We start from the raw sequence: 15,479 nt of genomic DNA, 5'->3' as shown, positions 1-15,479 counted from the left end.
GAGAAAGGCGAAGGGCTAACCGCTATCCGCTAAAACACTACTCCCCACGCCGCTGGGCGGGGCGCACGGGGCGGTTGGCCTGGTCTGCGCGTTCCTGCTCCTGCTCGGTATCGAACTGGTCGTAAGCCAGCACGATTTCCTTTACCAGGCGGTGGCGCACCACATCGTCGGCCGTCATTTCGATGAAGCCGATGCCGGGCACGTCGCGCAAAATATCGAGGGCCTGGTTGAGACCCGACTTCTGCTTGGTGGGCAGGTCGATCTGGCTTCGGTCGCCGTTCACCATGACCTTGGCGTGCGGGCCCATGCGGGTCAGAAACATCTTCAGCTGCGAGGGTGTGGTGTTTTGCGCCTCATCGAGCAGCACGAAGGCGTGGTTCAGCGTCCGGCCACGCATGTAGGCCAGGGGCGCAATTTCGATGGTCTTGTTCTCCATGTAGAACTTGAACTTCTCGGGCGGCAGCATGTCTTCCAGCGCATCATAAATAGGCCGCAAGTAGGGGTCAACCTTCTCTTTCATGTCGCCGGGCAGGAAACCCAGACTTTCGCCCGCTTCCACCACGGGGCGCGAAATGATGATTTTCTTAACCTCCTTGTTCTTGAGCGCCCGTACGGCCAGGGCCACCGAAATATAGGTTTTGCCCGTACCGGCCGGCCCGAGCGCAAACACCAGGTCGTTCTTTATCACGGCTTCCACCAAGCGCTGCTGGTTGGCCGTGCGGGCCTTTATAACGCCGCCTTTGGCCCCAAACAGAATAACATCCGGCGCGGCCGCCATGCGCGCTTCCTCCACCTCCTCATCGGCCGAGGAAAGGTACTGATTCACGGTTTTGTCGGTGATGGTGCCGTATTCGTGGTAGTGCTCGATGAGCGCCGACAGGATTTCGTTGATGCGGCTGATAACGGCCGGCTGGCCCTGAATCTTGATTTCGTTGCCCCGGGATACAATTTTGCTGCCCGGGAAGGCCGCCGCAAGCTGGCGGATATTCTGGTTGTCGGGCCCCAGGAACTCCACCAGGGACACATTTTCCAACGTAATGACTTTTTCGACCAAACCAGGAAATTTTAAAAGAGAAAAGAGAAAAACAAGGGGCTGAGCGCCCGACGGATGAAGGCCTCTGCTGCATACAACAGCGAAACCTTAGTTATCGTTGCCCTACCTGGTTCGGGGCAAAAGGGCTACTTTTGCCACCCCCACGTGGGACAAAGCAATAGTACGAATAACTCCCAATTTCCGGTCATGGGCTTGATTACGTTTCTGTCAGATTTCGGCTACCGCGACCATTACGTGGCCGCCGTGAAGGCGCGAATTCTGCAGCTGGCCCCCGAGCTGCCAGTACTCGACCTCACCCACGGCATCGAGCCGTTCAACATTGCCCACGCCGTACACGTGCTGGAGGCCGTGTATGCCGATTTTCCGGCCGGCACAGTGCATTTGGTGGGAGTGAACGATTTGGGCGCGCCCCACGCTGCCTGGCTGGCCGCCCGCTTCCAGGGTCACTACTTCGTGGCCGCCGACAACGGCCTGCTGCCCCTGCTCTGCGACGGAGCGCCCGAACTACTCGTGCGCCTCAGCGCCGGCCAGCAGCCCACCGCCTCCCCCACCCGCGACCTGCTGGTGCCCGCTGCCGTGCATCTGGCCCAGGGCGCCGCTGGCCGACCTTGGCCCCGAGCTGGCCGAGCCCTACCAGCTGCTCAACCGCCAGCTGCGCCTGCAGGACAACTGTGTCACCGGCCACGTGGTCCACGTCGACCACTACGGCAACTTGATAACCGACATCTCCCGCTCGGCCCTCGAAGTCATCGGCCGCGACCGGCCCTTTACCATCCACTTCGCCCGCGAAACCGTGCGTGCCATTGTGCCCCATTTCCAGGCCGCCGACCCCGGCGAGGCCGTGTGTATATTCAACAGTCAGGACCGGCTGTGCATCGGCATCAACCAGGGTAATGCCTCCGAGCTATTGGGCCTGCACTTCGATTCGCAGGTAGATGTGCGTTACCTGGGTTGAGGGAAAATGTGTCTTAACGGCTCTCCAGGAAGGAAAATACTTTTCGTGCTTACATTATGTTAATACATATCGGTCACTATGACAGTCGCGCCAATTATATGTCTTCCCTTTCATTTGCTGCGCCGATGCTGATCCGGATTGTTCGCCTCACCTTCGCCCCCGAACACGTGCCCGCTTTCCTGCGCATTTTTCAGGATTCGGAAGCCCAGATCCGGCAGATGCCGGGCTGCCGCCATCTGGAGCTGTGGCAGGATGCCGACGACCCGCACGTTTACTGCACGCACAGCCACTGGGAGTCGGCCGAGGCGCTGAACGCCTACCGCCGCTCGGCGTTGTTCGGGCAGGTCTGGCCGGCTACTAAGGCCTTATTTGCCGCCCCGCCGCTGGCCTTCTCCGTTCGCCCTGCTGAACTTCCCGCCCCGGCCGGAGCCTGATCCGGCTCTGCCTTTAGGGCCGGCACCGCAACCTATCGGGCCAGCCATTGGTTGAACCCGACAGTTTGCGCTGCCTCCGGCTTCACCGGCAGCCCGCCCCCTCTCTCCTCGACCCCATGCCCGAAACGCCCAACTATTTCGATTTCTACGAGCTGCCTGAAACCTTCCGCCCCGACGAGGCAGGGCTCAAACGCAAATACTATGCTCTGAGCCGCGAGTATCATCCCGATTTCCACGCCACGGCCAGCGCCGAGAAGCAGCAGGAAATCCTGCACTTGGCCACGCTCAACACCGATGCCTACCGCACCCTCAGCCACCCCGACCAGCGAATGGCATACATTCTGGGTCGCCACGGCTTGCTTGAGGAAGGCAAACAGGCACTGCCGCCCGATTTTTTAATGGAGGTAATGGACCTGAATGAGCAGCTGATGGAGCTGGAATTTGAGCCTGATCCGGCAGCTGAAGCTACGTTGGAAGCGGAGGTCAACGCGCTGAGTGATACGCTCGATGCCGGCATAGAGCCGGTGCTGGCGGGTTACGTAGGCTTACCCACCGATGCCCGCCCCCAGGCCCTGCAGCAGGTGCTGACCTACTACCTCAAAAAGCGCTACCTATTGCGCATTCGCGAATCTCTTTCTAAGTTTGCAGCCCGTTCCTAAGCTACCTGTTGGAACGGGTTGAAGCGCCCGGATGGCGGAACTGGTAGACGCGTCGGTCTCAAACACCGATATCGAGAGATATGCCGGTTCGATTCCGGCTCCGGGTACTCGGAAGCGCTAGCCGCTTCTGCTAGAGCAAGCCTCAAACGCTGTAAATCTGTTCGTAGATGCAGTTTTTGAGGCTTTTTTGCGTTCGGGCCACTTGGAACAACGAATCGGCTTCAAATAAACCGGGCCGCCCACAAGCCCAGAAAGGCCGCCAGCATGCCCACCAGCAGGCTCCCGGCAGCGTACAGGGCCAGTAGCAGCAGCTCGCCGGTGCGGCCCAGCGCCACGCTTTCGTAGGCAAAGGTGGAGAAAGTGGTGAAGCCCCCGCAGAAGCCGGTGGTCAGGAACAGGCGCCAGGGCGCGGGCACGGCGGTGTGCCGCTCGAAGATGCCCAATAGCAGGCCAATCAGCAGGCAGCCCAGCACGTTTACCACGAACGTGCCCAGCGGAAAGACACCCGGCACCAGCCGCAGAAAATACTGCTGCACCCAGTAGCGGCTCACCGACCCGATGAAACCTCCCAGGCCAATAAGCCACACCGAACTGTTCATACCTGTTTAGTAAATGGGCTGCCATGGCTAGGCACCGTGCGGACAGCTTGGGGCCCAACCGGCGGCAAGGTAAAGAATGGCCGCCAACTGGCACATCGGGCCGGCGGGCGGGTAGTGCTTAGTTTTGCTGGTGCGGAGCGTTTCCAGTTCTCTTGTTTCTCCGCAAGAAAACTTCCTAACTCATGAGCAAAGCTGTTTATATCGCCACCGCCGAGCCCTACAGCGGCAAATCGGTGCTTACGCTGGGGCTGGTGAACCTGCTGCTGGGCCAGGCCCAGAAGGTGGGCTACTTCAAGCCCATTATCACCCCCGAAAGCCCTGACCGGCCTGACGCCCACATCGAAACGGTGCTTCAGCACTTCCAGCTGCCCCAGCCCTACGCCGATACCTACGCCTACACCGGCCAGCAGGCCCTGCGCCTGCTCGAAGGCGGCCGCACTGGCCAGCTGCTCGACACCATTATCCACCGCTACAAGCAGATTGAGGAAGCCCACGATTTTGTGGTAGTCGAGGGCACCGATTTCGTGGGCACCGGCCTGGCTCTGGAGCTCGATTTGAACTGGAAGGTGGCCCACACGCTCAGCATTCCGGTGATGCTGCTGATGTCGGGCCTGGGCAAATCTGCCGACCAGCTTGTGGATGCAGCGCTTTCCATTAGGCGCGATGCCGAAAACGAGGACGTGCGGGTGCTGGCCCTGGTACTCAACCGGGTGCCGCCCGAGCAGCTGGCCGAGGTGCAGGCCCGGCTCGCCGCCCAGCTTTCGCCCGACATGCTGCTGGCCGTTATTCCCGAAGCCCAGGCCCTGCGCAGCCCCACCATGCTCGAAATTCAGGAGCAGCTGGGCGGCGAGCTGCTGTTCGGGCACGAGCTGTTGGCCAATCCCGTCGACCACTTCATCAATGGGGCCATGCAGGTGCCCAACTTTTTACTGCGCCTGCAGGAAAACGTGCTCATCATCACGCCCGGCGACCGGGCCGATATAATGCTCACCGCCCTGCAGGCCAATAGTTCGGCCAACTATCCGCGGGTGGCCGGGCTGGTGCTCTCGGGCGGCTACCGGCCCGAGGAGTCGGTGTTGCGCCTGATTGAGGGCCTGCCCGAGGTGGTGCCTATTCTGCTGGTCGAACCCGGCACGTTCGAGGCCACTACCCGCGTGGGCCGCATCCAGTCGCGCATCGGGCCGGGCCAGGAAAGCAAAATCCGGCTCGCCATTCAAACCTTCGAGCGCCATTTCGATACCGCCCGGCTGCTGCAGGAGCTAAGCACCTTTGCGCCCCGCGGCCTCACGCCCCACATGTTTCAGTACCAGCTGCTGCAGGGCGCGCGGGGCCAGCGCAAGCGCATTGTGCTGCCCGAGGGCAACGATGACCGGGTGCTGCTGGCAGCGGCCCGGCTGCTGGAGCAGGACGTGGTAGAGCTCATCATCCTCGGCGAGCCGGACCAGATAGTAGCCGCCGCCCGCCGCCTGGGCCGCCCGCTCGACCCGGCGCGGGTGCAACTCATCAATCCCCAGACCTCCGAGCTGGCCCCCGAATTCGCCCAGACGCTGCACGAGCTGCGCCAAAACAAGGGCGTGAACCTGGAAATGGCCCGCGACCTGATGACCGACGTATCGTATTTCGGCTCGATGCTGGTGTACAAGGGGCTGGCCGACGGCATGGTATCGGGGGCAGCGCACACCACCCAGCACACTATCCGGCCGGCGCTGCAGTTCATCAAAACCAAGCCCGGCGTGTCGGTGGTGTCGTCGGTGTTCTTCATGTGCCTGCCCGACCGGGTAGCCGTGTTTGGCGACTGCGCCGTGAATCCCAACCCCACCGCCGCCCAGCTGGCCGAAATTGCCATATCGTCGGCCGAAAGCAGCCGGCGCTTCGGCATCGAGCCGCGCATCGCCATGCTCTCCTACTCCTCGGGCACCTCAGGCGAGGGCACCGACGTGGACAAGGTGCGCGAGGCCACGGCCCTGGTACGGCAGCTGCGCCCCGATTTGCTCGTCGAAGGTCCCATTCAGTACGACGCCGCCGTGGACCTGACTGTGGGCCAGCAGAAGCTGCCCGGCTCGCCGGTGGCCGGCCAGGCCAGCGTGCTCATCTTCCCCGACCTGAACACGGGCAACAACACCTACAAAGCCGTGCAGCGCGAAACCGGGGCCCTGGCCATCGGCCCCATGCTGCAGGGCCTCAACAAACCCGTGAATGACCTAAGCCGCGGCTGCACCGTGGATGACATTTACAACACGGTGCTGCTGACGGCCATTCAGGCGCAGGAAGTATAAGTGCCGGCCCGAGCCCCCGGGAGTTGCCTCACGGCTCCCCGGGGGCTTTTCGGTAGCTTGCAGCCGGCTACAAAGGCATAGCAGTAGAACGCTTTTTCAGACACAGAAGCTGTTTAGCCGTATTTCGCCAGATACTGACACGAATGAGAACGTCCTGCTGGGCGCAGCCAAAGCAGGACGTTCTTTTGACGTTCTAAACACTAAACAGCTTTACAACCCAAGCACTTAACCCCCCTTATGGCTTCCGGACTTTTTGCTTTATTAGATGATGTGGCGGCTTTGGTGAAAGTCAGCGCGGCCAGCCTGGACGATGTGCCGGCGCAGGTAGCTAAAACGACCGGCAAGGTGTCGGGCATCGTGATTGATGATACGGCCGTGACCCCCAAATACGTGGTGGGCCTGGACCCCGACCGGGAGTTGTCCATCATCTTCCAGATTGCCAAAAAGTCGCTGTTCAACAAGCTGCTCATTTTAACTCCGGCGGCCCTGGTGCTGGGGTATTTCGCGCCCTGGGCCATCACGCCTATTTTAATGCTGGGCGGAGCGTATTTATGTTTCGAAGGCTACGAGAAGGTGCATTCCATGTTCAGCAAGCACCCCGAGGTGCAGCCGGATAGTGAGCAGATGCAGACCATTACGCCGGAAGAGCTGGAGAAAGAACGGGTTGCCGGGGCCGTGCGAACCGATATTATCCTGTCGGCCGAAATTATGGCCATTGCCTACAGCCAGGTGGTCGACTCGCCGCTGGTGAACCAGATTGTTGTGATGCTGGCCGTGGCCGTGTTTATTACCGTGGCCGTGTACGGCTTTGTGGGCCTGATTGTGAAGGCGGATGATATCGGCCTGCACCTGGCGCAGAAAGAAGGTAGCCCCGCCGTTCAAAAATTTGGCCGCGGCATCGTGAAATTCATGCCCAGCTTCCTGAATATCCTCAGCTACGTGGGTACCGCCGCCATGCTGTGGGTAGGAGCCGAAATCATTGCCCACGGCATTCCCTTCACCAGCCACTTGCTCGATGACCTCGAACAGGCCCTGGCTTCGGCGCCAGTAGTGGCGTGGCTGGCCAAAGTGGTGGCCTGCGGTATCGGTGGCCTTATTCTGGGCTTCCTGATTGACCAGGTGGTGCGGCTGGTGAAGAAACTAATGCCAAGTAAGCAGTAAAGCTCATAAACAGATTAGGACTTGCACAAAAAGCGCCGCTACTTTTAATGAAGCAGCGGCCGCTTTTTGTGCCATTTTTATGCTAACGGGCCGGGGCTTTGCGAAGAAGGGGAATTCAAGGCACAAATGTTCAATAAACTACAAATGTTGATAGAAATACAAATGTTCAATTTAGCACTTTTGCCACTTTTTCGCAAAACCCTTGTTAGCGGTTCGTTGGTTTTTCTTCGTTCGTGTTTAATTGTATCATTTTTCTAATTCTTTTATAAATCCTTTCAACATTGCCGGAACAATAAGTTTATGAAAAGGTCTAACAGGTAAAAAATAAAGTCGTCCAAACCAATTATTAAACACTACCGTTGTCGTTATTGTTAATGTTTTTTTGTCTGTTTCATTTGGCAATTTGTCAAGTAATAATGAAACCCTAAAATTCAAGTGTTTGTCATCTTCTCCTAACACAACTTCATTATTTGTCTTGCTAAACACCTTAAAAAGTCCAAGTTGTTCTCCTGGTTCGCATTTAAAACTGTCAAGTTGCTTTTGTCTGTTAGTTACGCTTCCTGAAGTTTTTAGTCCAAATATTCTAACTATTTTATTTCTTAATGCAAATAGTTTTGCAACCCATTTTGGTCCACTTGAAAAAAATGCTTTTCCAATTTCTGTCGGACTGATATTATTGTTTTTGTCAAAGAAATCACTTTGGTAGCTATCAATATAGTCATAATGTGTTTCGTCCTTGTTAAGGACTGATTTGTCAGGAAGTTCCATATTATTTACTGTCATTTTTTCTATTGATTATTCTATGCAGTATCTTTTTACAATGACCGCTAACGGTTTGGGGCTTGCCGAAGTGGGGTAATTAGAAGTACAAATGTTCAATTTAGTACAAATGTACATTAGAATTCTAAATGCTAAATTCAGCACTTCTGCCCCATTTTGGCAAACCCTTGTTAGCGGTAGTTTTTCTTTTGTTCTATCTGTTGTACTTTTGTTTTTCTAATGAGATTGGATTTGGGTTGATAACAACCCATTTAGTTGATAGTTCACATAAAAAATTAAGCTCGTCAGTTTCTGCATCTCCATTTTTGCGGATGTCTTGTATAATTAAATTTGATTTTTCAAGGTCATCAATAGATAAGGTGTTGTTTGAAGATAGGTGTATAAAAAAAGCATCTAGCATTTTTTTGAAATCTATGTTCCAATTAGCACCTCCGTTTCGGTATATCTCATCTCGCACTTTTCCTGCAATACGCACAACTTCACCTTGAACGGTTTTTGCACCCCCATTTGATGGAATTAAAACTTCCCATAATTCTTCATACTGCTTTTCCCAAGTTGTACCTTTTACAATAATTGTCGATACACTATCGTGCATAATGCGTTTTTTTACAGGCGAAACTTTATATATTTCGTAAAGATTGTTCAAAGCGGTGTCTGTTTCCTGTATATAGTCTTTATTGAAATTTTCTCTATGAAACTCAAAATCTTCACCTATACGAGTAACAGCATCTTTCATTTTTTGAGTTATTTCTGTGTTTCTTTGAAGCAAAATTTTCGATATTTCTACTAAATTAATAATGTCGATATTGTTTGCACGGCTTAGAGCTTTATCAAGTGGTGTTTGTTTATTTGCATTTAGAGCCTTATTGTCGGCTCCATATTCAATAAGGTTTTTTACAGAGGTAACATTAAAACTGCTCCCTGCTACAAAATGCAAAGGTGTGTCGCCATAGTTATCCACAGCATTTACGTTTGCTCCAAGTTCTAAGAGAACAGTTATATTACCACTCCGAGCCATAGTATGTCGATGAAGTGCAGTACGTTTGTAGGTGTCTATGGCTTCGATGTCTGCTCCGTTTTCTACCAACCAACGAACAAGTTCGTCAGGAACATTATGAAAACTAAGTGCCGTTGCTTTTCCATAACCACCTCTTGCATCTAATTCACAAGCGTCAAATACCTTTTTGAGATTTTCAATGTTATTTTCATTGATTAATTCGTCAAAATTTTTCGGAAGTGTTTTTTTCTTTTTTGCCATTTTCTCTTTGTTTCGGGTTCGGTTAAAATTACCGCTAACATTAGGGTTGCCGAAACTCGGCACCTCTGTAAGTTTCGGCAACCCGCGCTATGTACGCAAGTAACCTTCGGCAAGCATACCCACAGTGGTATGCTTGCCGAAACTCAGGGTCAAAGGGCCAACGTATCGAGGGGAGAAGCTGGGCGAGAAGTTTGTGCCACATGCGTGTAAATTTCAGTTGTTTTAATACTGCTGTGCCCCAACAAATCCTGAATGAATCGGATGTCGGTGCCGGCTTCCAGCAATTGAGTGGCGTAAGAGTGGCGAAGCATATGGGTAGTAACAGGCCGGCGAATTCCGGCTCGTGCGGCCGCTTGTTTCACTACCAGCTGCAAGCTACGCTCCCCGTAAGGTTCGCCGGGCCGCTGGCCCTCAAATAAAAAAGTAAGGGGGCGAAATTGCCGAAACTGCTCGCGTAGCAACTGAAGCAGCATTTCGGGCAGCGGCAGGTCCCGATCTTTTTTGCCTTTGCCGCCGCGCACGTACAGCGCCATGCGCTTGGCGTCGATGTCGGCCGGGGTTAGGGCCAGCACTTCGCCCAGGCGCAGGCCCAGTCCGTAGGCCAGCATCAGCATGGTCCGGTGCTTGAGGTTGTCGGTGCCCAGCAGCAGGTCGCGCACTTCTTCTTTGGCCAGCACCTTGGGGTTTGTTTGGGGGCGTTTGGGGCGGGGCACTTCGTAGTATTGCCGGGGCTGGCTCTCCACCTGCTCATAATAAAATTTGATGGCGTTGATGAGCGTATTCTGGTAGGCTTCGGAGATACCCGCCACCACGCGCCCGGCCAGGTAATCGAGCACGTCCTGCTTGCTCAGCTCCAGGGGCAAACGCGGCGCGTGGTGCGCCAGAAACAGTTGAAACGCGCCCCGATAGTTCTTCAGCGTGGCGGAACTGTAGCGCTTGAGGGCAATAAACTGACAGTAGCGGGCCAGCAGCACCTGTTGCGGCGTGGGAAGTGGCGGAGCGGGTGCCAGGGCCGGCACCGCGGGCACGTGCAGCGGCACACTCAGCTGATGGCATGCCTGCCGCACCAGCGCCACGGCTTCGGATGTGGCCGCCAGCACATACCCCCGCGTGGGGGCGGCGTACTGCACGCCGGCCGCCAGCAACGCCGTGCGCACCGTGGCATCGGAGTACGGAAAGAATACCCGAAATCCGGCGCGGTCGTCGGTCAGCTGTAACGAGATGGCGGCCTTCATCGCTCCGGCAGCGGCGTTTCGCCGGTTCGCTTGTCCAGCATTAGCAATTGCTCGCCGATGATTCCCGTCACGTAGTGCCGCTGGCCGGCGGCATCGTCGTAGTGGCGGGTTTTGAGCTTGCCTTCGAGGTAAACCAGGCTGCCCTTGCGCAGGTAGGCCTGGGCCAGCTCGGCCAATCCGCGCCACAGCACCACGCTGTGCCAGTCGGTAGTGGTATGGGGCTGGCCGGCTTTGTCGCGCCAGGTTTCGGAGGTGGCCAGCGAGAATTTTGCCACCGCCACGTTGCCTTCCAGCACGCTCACTTCAGGGTCTTTGCCCAGGCTGCCGATAAGAGTGACTTTATTAAGGCCGCGCATGAAACCAAGATACGCATTTGTCCGGCTTCCCCCCTCTGCTCTACAGCACCTGCCCCAGCCCGAACAGCAGCGTGAAGACGAGCGTGGTGAGGGCCATTTGCTTGAGCAGCGGATCGAGCTGCCGGGAGTCCTGGCGCTGCCACACGGCGCGGGCGTTGCGCAGCAGCAGCGGAGCGCTCAGCAAAAACAGCCACTGCCAGGGCGAGTGGTAGGTGAAGGCTACGTAGAGCACGGCCGCCGCAAAGCCCAACGCCAGCAGCAGCCAGTGGTAACGGCGGGCCCGCACCGGCCCCAGCCGTACCGGAATCGTGATTTTACCGGCCAGCGCGTCGGAGCGGATGTCGCGGATGTTGTTGACGTTGAGCACGGCCGTGGCGAAGCAGCCCAGCGCCGCCGCCGGCAGCAGCACCGGCCAGGGCAAAGCCTGCGCAATGCTGGGCACCTGGCTGTAGGCCTGCAGGAAGTAGGTGCCGCACACGCCCACCAGCCCAAAAAACACGAACACCGACAGGTCGCCCAGCCCGGCGTAGCCGTAAGGCTTGGCCCCGGCCGTATAGTTCACGGCCGCCCAGATGGCCGACAGCCCCAGCGCCAGAAACGCCAGAAACACCCAGGCCCCGGCCGCGCCCAGCGCCACCCACAGCAGCAGCAGCCCGCTGCCCAACGACAACGCCCCGAACAGGCCCATACCCCGCCGCATCTGGGCCGGTGTAATCGCGCCGCTCTGCACGGCCCGCAGCGGCCCCTCGCGGTGCACGCTATCGGCCCCGTTCTGCGAGTCGCCGTAATCGTTGGCCAGATTACTCAGAATCTGAAGCAGCACGGTGGTGAGGGCCGCCAGCGCCACCACTGCGGGCCGAAACTGCCCGTGGCTGGCCGCCAGAAAGGCCCCGGCCATAATGCTGGCCAGCGCCAGCGGCAACGTGCGCGGCCGAAATGCCGAAACCCAGGCTTTAGCAGAAAAGGTCATGGGTGTTTTTGGGGTGAGGAGGTGAGAAGGAGGAAATAACGTGTCATGCTGAGCGCAGCCGAAGCATCTCTACCGCTTCATTGTAGCGCTGTTCATGATACAGGTTTAGCATGGCGGTAGAGATGCTTCGGCTGCGCTCAGCATGACATGTTGTGTGAAGCCCATCACCTAAAGCCCCACCCCTGCGCCGTAAAATTACGCGCTAATTCAACGCCAGCGCGGCAATTCGGACGGCACTTAGCTCCCCGAAGTCGGCTACTACCAAATCGGCCAGCCGCAAATCCTGGTTCGGGGAATGCTCACTGTTGTAGCCGATGCAATAGAGGCCCGCCGCTTTTGCCGCCGCAACACCGTTGGTCGAATCCTCAATAACCACGCACTCGGCCTCGGGCGAGCGGGACACGGCGGCGGCGTGCTCGAAAATGGCCGGGTCGGGCTTGGAACGGGCAAAATCCTCGCCGCTAATGAGGTGGCTGAAGTAGGGCGCCAGCGCAAACCGCTGCATCACCCGGTTGATGGTGGAGTGCGAGGCTGAGGAGGCCAGCAGCATTTCCAGGCCGTGCTGGTGCAAATCCTCAATGAGAATGCGCACACCGGGCAGCAGGTCGAAGTCGGGCTTCTCGTCGAAGGCGCGGTTGAAATGCGCCCGCTTGGCCAGCACCAGCTCCTGTACCTCATGCTCCAGCCCATAACGGTCCTTGAGGTGCTGGTACACGTTCTTGGTGGAGCGGCCGGTGAACGTGGCATACTCGGCGTCCGTCACGGCCAGGCCCAGCTCCTCGAAATGCCGGAAATAAGCGTAGCGGTGCACAGGTTCGGTATCGACGAGTACGCCGTCCATATCGAAAATAACGGTTTGCATCGGGCGCGAAGGATTGGTGGAACTGCCGCGAAGGTACCAGAACTGTTATGCCGAGTAGTGCGGGCACAAACCCAGGCAAGCCGTTAAATAGGTAGGGGCGGGGCTTGCCCCCGCCCGCCGCTCGCGCCGCTTCACCGGTTTCATTCAACGGCACGAATGGCGGGCGGGGACAAGCCCCGCCCCTACTCCCTAATATGGCCGGCCTACTTCCCGATAGCCGATAGCAGTTCCTCGCCCATCGGTTTCACTTTCGAGGGGTAGAAGGCCACTACGTGCCCGGTTTCGTCAATCAGGTACTTGCAGAAATTCCAGGTCGGTTTTTCGTCGGTTACGCCGTTTTGGGCCTTGCTGCCGAGGTATTGGAAAAGCGGAGCGGCATCGGGGCCGGCCACCGACACTTTGCTGAACAGCGGAAACGTGACGCCAAAATTCTTCTCGCAGAAGGAGGCAATCTGGGCGTCGGAGCCAGGCTCCTGGCCGCCGAAATTGTTGGCCGGAAAACCCAGCACGGTTACCTGCCCGCCATATTGGCGGCTCAGCTCCTCCAGCTCCTGGTACTGCGGCGTGTAGCCGCACTCCGAAGCGGTGTTGACGAGCAGCAACTTTTTGCCCCGGTAGCGGCTCAGCGGCACGGGCTGGCCGTTGATGTCGTTAAGCGTGAAATCGTAAACGGAAGTAGCAACAGAGGTTGATTCGGACATGGCAGTGGGGGTAACAGGTGTAGTAGCGGTGGCAGGCATAGTGGCGGGGGCCGAAGTGCAACCGCCCGTACCCAGCGTGGCAACGAGCAGCAGGCCCGGCAGAAGTATTTTTTTCATACGGGAAGTGCGAAGTTTGCGGCTGACAACCCACCCGCTACCCCGAATGTTCGGGTGAGTCTGGCGGCAGGCACCAACCATAATAAAAGCCGGAATTTTGAACATCAGAACTCGGCCCTAGTTAAAAAGCACTTACTTTCGTTGAATAGCATACCTGATTCTTCACTCCAACCTGCTCATGCGTAAGGCTTTGCACTCAGTCATTACCGGAACAGGGTCCTGCATCCCGGCCCGCATCGTAGAGAACGACGCCTTTCTTTACAGCGCTTTTTTTGATGGTAACGGCCAGCGGCTCGATAAGCCGGGCGCCGAAATTGTGGAGCGCTTCGCCCAGATTACCGATATCCGCGAGCGGCGCTACGCCGAGGACCACCAAGTGGCCTCCGACCTGGCCCTGCTGGCCGCCCAGGACCTGTTCGCCTCCTGCCCCACCGCCGACCCTGAACAGCTCGACTATATCCTGGTAGCCCACAATTTCGGCGACATCACCGCCGACAACCGGCGCTCCGATTTCGTGCCCAGCCTGGCCGCCCGCGTCAAGCACAAGCTCGGCATTCAAAACCCGCACTGCGTAGCCTACGACCTTCCTTTCGGCTGCCCCGGCTGGTTGCAGGGCGTTATTCAGGCCGATTACTACCTGCGCTCCGGCGACGCCAAGCGGGTGCTCGTTATCGGGGCCGAAACCCTCTCGCGCGTCTGCGACCCGCACGACCGCGACAGCATGATCTACTCCGACGGTGCCGGGGCCGTGCTGCTGGAGGCCCGCGAAACCGCCGATGACGCTGCCGGACTGCCGGAGGGCATCCTGGCCCACAGCTCGCGCTCCGACACCCTGCAGGCAGCCCTGCTGCTGCGTATGGCCAACTCGCGCAACCCCGCCTACACCGGCACCGAGCTGTTTCTGCAGATGGAAGGCCGCAAGCTCTACGAGTACGCCCTCAAAACCGTGCCCCAGGCCATCAAGGACTGCCTGGAAAAGGCTGGTCTGGGCCTGTCCGACATGAGTCGCCTACTTATCCACCAGGCCAATGGCAAAATGGACGAGGCCATCCTCAAGCGCCTCTACGCGCTCGACGGTGATACCCCCGCCCCCGCCGACATCATGCCCATGACCATCTCCTGGCTCGGCAACTCCTCGGTGGCCACCCTCCCCACCCTGCTCGACCTGATGACGAAGGGCAAGCTCGAAGGGTACGTCATCTCGCCCGGCGAAGTGCTGGTTTTTGCCTCCGTCGGGGCCGGTATGAACTGTAATGTCGTGGTATATCGGGTGCCGGGCGGTGAATAAGCCGGGCGGTTATTGCACGAAGCCCAAAAAAGCAGCAAGCCCCTGACGTCCGTGCTGACATCAGGGGCTTGCTGCTTCTTGGATGATTGGATTACCTCGCGCTGCTCGCAATGACAGGTCGGTTCACTCAGTCAGCGTATCACTCCTCCCCCGGCCGCAGCCATTTTTCTACGGGGATGGGCACATAGGCGGCCAGGGCGTCGAGTAGGGCGGCGGGAGTCGGGTGGCTCAGGAGCTGCTGGCGGTTTTCGCGGCGTAGAAGACCTTCATTGGCCATATGGTCGAGGGCACGCAGCAGGTGGTCGTAGAAACCTTCCACGTTGAGTACCCCGATGGGTTTCGGATGCAGGCCCAGCTGGCCCCAGGTGAGCACTTCGAACAGTTCTTCGAGCGTGCCGTAGCCGCCGGGCATGGCCACGAAGCCCTCGGCCCGCTCAGCCATCAGCAGCTTCCGCTCGTGCATGCTGCCCACGATGTGCAGCTCCGTGAGGCCCCGGTGCTCGATTTCCTTGCCCATCATGAAGTCGGGAATCACGCCCACTACTTTGCCACCGTGGGCCAGCACGCTGTCGGCCACTACGCCCATCAGGCCCACGCGGCCGCCGCCGTACACCAGCGTCAGGTCACGTTCGGCCAGTACGCGGCCCATTTCCTCGGCCTGCCGCTGGTAGGCGGGGTTGGTTCCGGTGCTCGAACCACAGTAAACGGCAACACTTTTCATAGGAGAGTTTATATAGTGAAGATCTTTTAAAAAATCAATGTCATTTCACGCAG

Annotated in this window: 16 protein-coding genes, 1 tRNA gene and 1 pseudogene; 8 read left to right on the top strand and 10 right to left on the bottom strand. The window is 57.7% G+C overall.

The genetic code is table 11. The features are described 5' to 3' along the window. Nucleotides 1-37: 37 nt before the first annotated feature. Complete coding sequence (locus D0N36_RS06510) at nucleotides 38-1,054, bottom strand: PhoH family protein (protein WP_116940596.1); 1,017 nt, start codon at nucleotides 1,052-1,054, stop codon at nucleotides 38-40. A 54-nt stretch (nucleotides 1,055-1,108) separates the two neighbouring features. Here D0N36_RS06510 and D0N36_RS19530 point away from each other — a divergent pair. The 5 genes and pseudogenes from D0N36_RS19530 to D0N36_RS06490 all read left to right on the top strand — a co-directional run. Beyond that, nucleotides 1,109-1,591: pseudogene (locus tag D0N36_RS19530) on the top strand (SAM-dependent chlorinase/fluorinase); the annotation flags it as partial. Nucleotides 1,592-1,739: 148 nt separating this feature from the next. Further along, complete coding sequence (locus D0N36_RS19525) at nucleotides 1,740-2,009, top strand: SAM hydroxide adenosyltransferase (RefSeq protein ID WP_317191442.1); 270 nt, start codon at nucleotides 1,740-1,742, stop codon at nucleotides 2,007-2,009. Between the two features lie 125 nt (nucleotides 2,010-2,134). Then, nucleotides 2,135-2,443, top strand: coding sequence for a putative quinol monooxygenase (locus D0N36_RS06500; RefSeq protein WP_116940595.1), 309 nt, complete (start codon nucleotides 2,135-2,137; stop codon nucleotides 2,441-2,443). 116 nt (nucleotides 2,444-2,559) lie between these two features. Beyond that, nucleotides 2,560-3,102 carry an iron-sulfur cluster co-chaperone HscB C-terminal domain-containing protein gene (locus tag D0N36_RS06495; RefSeq protein WP_116940594.1) on the top strand — a complete coding sequence of 181 codons (543 nt, stop codon included), beginning with the start codon at nucleotides 2,560-2,562 and terminating at the stop codon, nucleotides 3,100-3,102. Between the two features lie 25 nt (nucleotides 3,103-3,127). Next, a tRNA-Leu gene (locus D0N36_RS06490) sits at nucleotides 3,128-3,209 on the top strand. Between the two features lie 114 nt (nucleotides 3,210-3,323). Here the strand turns inward: D0N36_RS06490 and crcB are convergent. Beyond that, a complete protein-coding gene (crcB, locus tag D0N36_RS06485; protein ID WP_116940593.1) occupies nucleotides 3,324-3,701 on the bottom strand; it encodes a fluoride efflux transporter CrcB in 378 nt (125 codons plus the stop codon). A gap of 182 nt (nucleotides 3,702-3,883) precedes the next feature. Here crcB and pta point away from each other — a divergent pair, with 182 nt between their 5' ends. Both pta and D0N36_RS06475 read left to right on the top strand, forming a co-directional pair. After that, complete coding sequence (gene pta, locus D0N36_RS06480; RefSeq protein ID WP_116940592.1) at nucleotides 3,884-5,977, top strand: phosphate acetyltransferase; 2,094 nt, start codon at nucleotides 3,884-3,886, stop codon at nucleotides 5,975-5,977. A 237-nt stretch (nucleotides 5,978-6,214) separates the two neighbouring features. Further along, on the top strand, nucleotides 6,215-7,138 hold the full coding sequence (locus tag D0N36_RS06475) for a DUF808 domain-containing protein (protein ID WP_116940591.1): 924 nt from the start codon (nucleotides 6,215-6,217) through the stop codon (nucleotides 7,136-7,138). 246 nt (nucleotides 7,139-7,384) lie between these two features. Here the strand turns inward: D0N36_RS06475 and D0N36_RS06470 are convergent, their stop codons facing one another. The 7 genes from D0N36_RS06470 to D0N36_RS06440 all read right to left on the bottom strand — a co-directional run bounded on the left by D0N36_RS06470 (nucleotide 7,385) and on the right by D0N36_RS06440 (nucleotide 13,417). Beyond that, nucleotides 7,385-7,906, bottom strand: a complete 522-nt coding sequence (locus tag D0N36_RS06470; RefSeq protein WP_199798314.1) for a DUF2867 domain-containing protein — start codon at nucleotides 7,904-7,906, stop codon at nucleotides 7,385-7,387. A 205-nt stretch (nucleotides 7,907-8,111) separates the two neighbouring features. After that, entirely contained in the window at nucleotides 8,112-9,176 is a 1,065-nt protein-coding gene (locus tag D0N36_RS06465; protein ID WP_116940589.1) for an ankyrin repeat domain-containing protein, read from the bottom strand. A 149-nt stretch (nucleotides 9,177-9,325) separates the two neighbouring features. Next, nucleotides 9,326-10,411: a tyrosine-type recombinase/integrase gene (locus D0N36_RS06460; protein ID WP_116940588.1), complete on the bottom strand. Its 1,086-nt coding sequence runs from the start codon at nucleotides 10,409-10,411 to the stop codon at nucleotides 9,326-9,328. Then, nucleotides 10,408-10,767, bottom strand: coding sequence for a single-stranded DNA-binding protein (locus tag D0N36_RS06455; protein WP_116940587.1), 360 nt, complete (start codon nucleotides 10,765-10,767; stop codon nucleotides 10,408-10,410). Before D0N36_RS06455 ends, D0N36_RS06460 begins: the two co-directional genes overlap by 4 nt. Before the next feature lie 40 nt (nucleotides 10,768-10,807). After that, nucleotides 10,808-11,737: a 1,4-dihydroxy-2-naphthoate polyprenyltransferase gene (locus D0N36_RS06450; protein WP_116940586.1), complete on the bottom strand. Its 930-nt coding sequence runs from the start codon at nucleotides 11,735-11,737 to the stop codon at nucleotides 10,808-10,810. A 202-nt stretch (nucleotides 11,738-11,939) separates the two neighbouring features. Next, nucleotides 11,940-12,599, bottom strand: a complete 660-nt coding sequence (locus tag D0N36_RS06445) for an HAD family hydrolase (RefSeq protein ID WP_116940585.1) — start codon at nucleotides 12,597-12,599, stop codon at nucleotides 11,940-11,942. Between the two features lie 203 nt (nucleotides 12,600-12,802). Further along, complete coding sequence (locus D0N36_RS06440) at nucleotides 12,803-13,417, bottom strand: glutathione peroxidase (protein WP_116940584.1); 615 nt, start codon at nucleotides 13,415-13,417, stop codon at nucleotides 12,803-12,805. 178 nt (nucleotides 13,418-13,595) lie between these two features. Between D0N36_RS06440 and D0N36_RS06435 the strand changes: the two genes are divergently transcribed. After that, nucleotides 13,596-14,705, top strand: coding sequence for a 3-oxoacyl-ACP synthase III family protein (locus tag D0N36_RS06435; protein WP_116940583.1), 1,110 nt, complete (start codon nucleotides 13,596-13,598; stop codon nucleotides 14,703-14,705). A gap of 139 nt (nucleotides 14,706-14,844) precedes the next feature. Here D0N36_RS06435 and D0N36_RS06430 read toward each other — a convergent pair whose 3' ends face one another. Then, nucleotides 14,845-15,426: an LOG family protein gene (locus D0N36_RS06430; RefSeq protein WP_116940582.1), complete on the bottom strand. Its 582-nt coding sequence runs from the start codon at nucleotides 15,424-15,426 to the stop codon at nucleotides 14,845-14,847. Nucleotides 15,427-15,479 lie beyond the last annotated feature (53 nt).

This window comes from Hymenobacter lapidiphilus, assembly GCF_003417065.2.
Taxonomy (GTDB): domain Bacteria; phylum Bacteroidota; class Bacteroidia; order Cytophagales; family Hymenobacteraceae; genus Hymenobacter.
The sequence above is the reverse complement of the archived record's forward strand: the minus strand, read 5'-3'. Positions and strand labels throughout refer to the sequence as shown.

What these genes read in the sequence shown, in the direction of transcription:
- D0N36_RS06500 (WP_116940595.1), top strand. Translation starts at nt 2,135, where the DNA reads ATGCTGATCCGGATTGTTCGCCTCACCTTCGCCCCCGAACACGTGCCC.
- D0N36_RS06495 (WP_116940594.1), top strand. Translation starts at nt 2,560, where the DNA reads ATGCCCGAAACGCCCAACTATTTCGATTTCTACGAGCTGCCTGAAACC.
- crcB (WP_116940593.1), bottom strand. Translation starts at nt 3,701, where the DNA reads ATGAACAGTTCGGTGTGGCTTATTGGCCTGGGAGGTTTCATCGGGTCG.
- pta (WP_116940592.1), top strand. Translation starts at nt 3,884, where the DNA reads ATGAGCAAAGCTGTTTATATCGCCACCGCCGAGCCCTACAGCGGCAAA.
- D0N36_RS06475 (WP_116940591.1), top strand. Translation starts at nt 6,215, where the DNA reads ATGGCTTCCGGACTTTTTGCTTTATTAGATGATGTGGCGGCTTTGGTG.
- D0N36_RS06470 (WP_199798314.1), bottom strand. Translation starts at nt 7,906, where the DNA reads ATGGAACTTCCTGACAAATCAGTCCTTAACAAGGACGAAACACATTAT.
- D0N36_RS06465 (WP_116940589.1), bottom strand. Translation starts at nt 9,176, where the DNA reads ATGGCAAAAAAGAAAAAAACACTTCCGAAAAATTTTGACGAATTAATC.
- D0N36_RS06460 (WP_116940588.1), bottom strand. Translation starts at nt 10,411, where the DNA reads ATGAAGGCCGCCATCTCGTTACAGCTGACCGACGACCGCGCCGGATTT.
- D0N36_RS06455 (WP_116940587.1), bottom strand. Translation starts at nt 10,767, where the DNA reads ATGCGCGGCCTTAATAAAGTCACTCTTATCGGCAGCCTGGGCAAAGAC.
- D0N36_RS06450 (WP_116940586.1), bottom strand. Translation starts at nt 11,737, where the DNA reads ATGACCTTTTCTGCTAAAGCCTGGGTTTCGGCATTTCGGCCGCGCACG.
- D0N36_RS06445 (WP_116940585.1), bottom strand. Translation starts at nt 12,599, where the DNA reads ATGCAAACCGTTATTTTCGATATGGACGGCGTACTCGTCGATACCGAA.
- D0N36_RS06440 (WP_116940584.1), bottom strand. Translation starts at nt 13,417, where the DNA reads ATGAAAAAAATACTTCTGCCGGGCCTGCTGCTCGTTGCCACGCTGGGT.
- D0N36_RS06435 (WP_116940583.1), top strand. Translation starts at nt 13,596, where the DNA reads ATGCGTAAGGCTTTGCACTCAGTCATTACCGGAACAGGGTCCTGCATC.
- D0N36_RS06430 (WP_116940582.1), bottom strand. Translation starts at nt 15,426, where the DNA reads ATGAAAAGTGTTGCCGTTTACTGTGGTTCGAGCACCGGAACCAACCCC.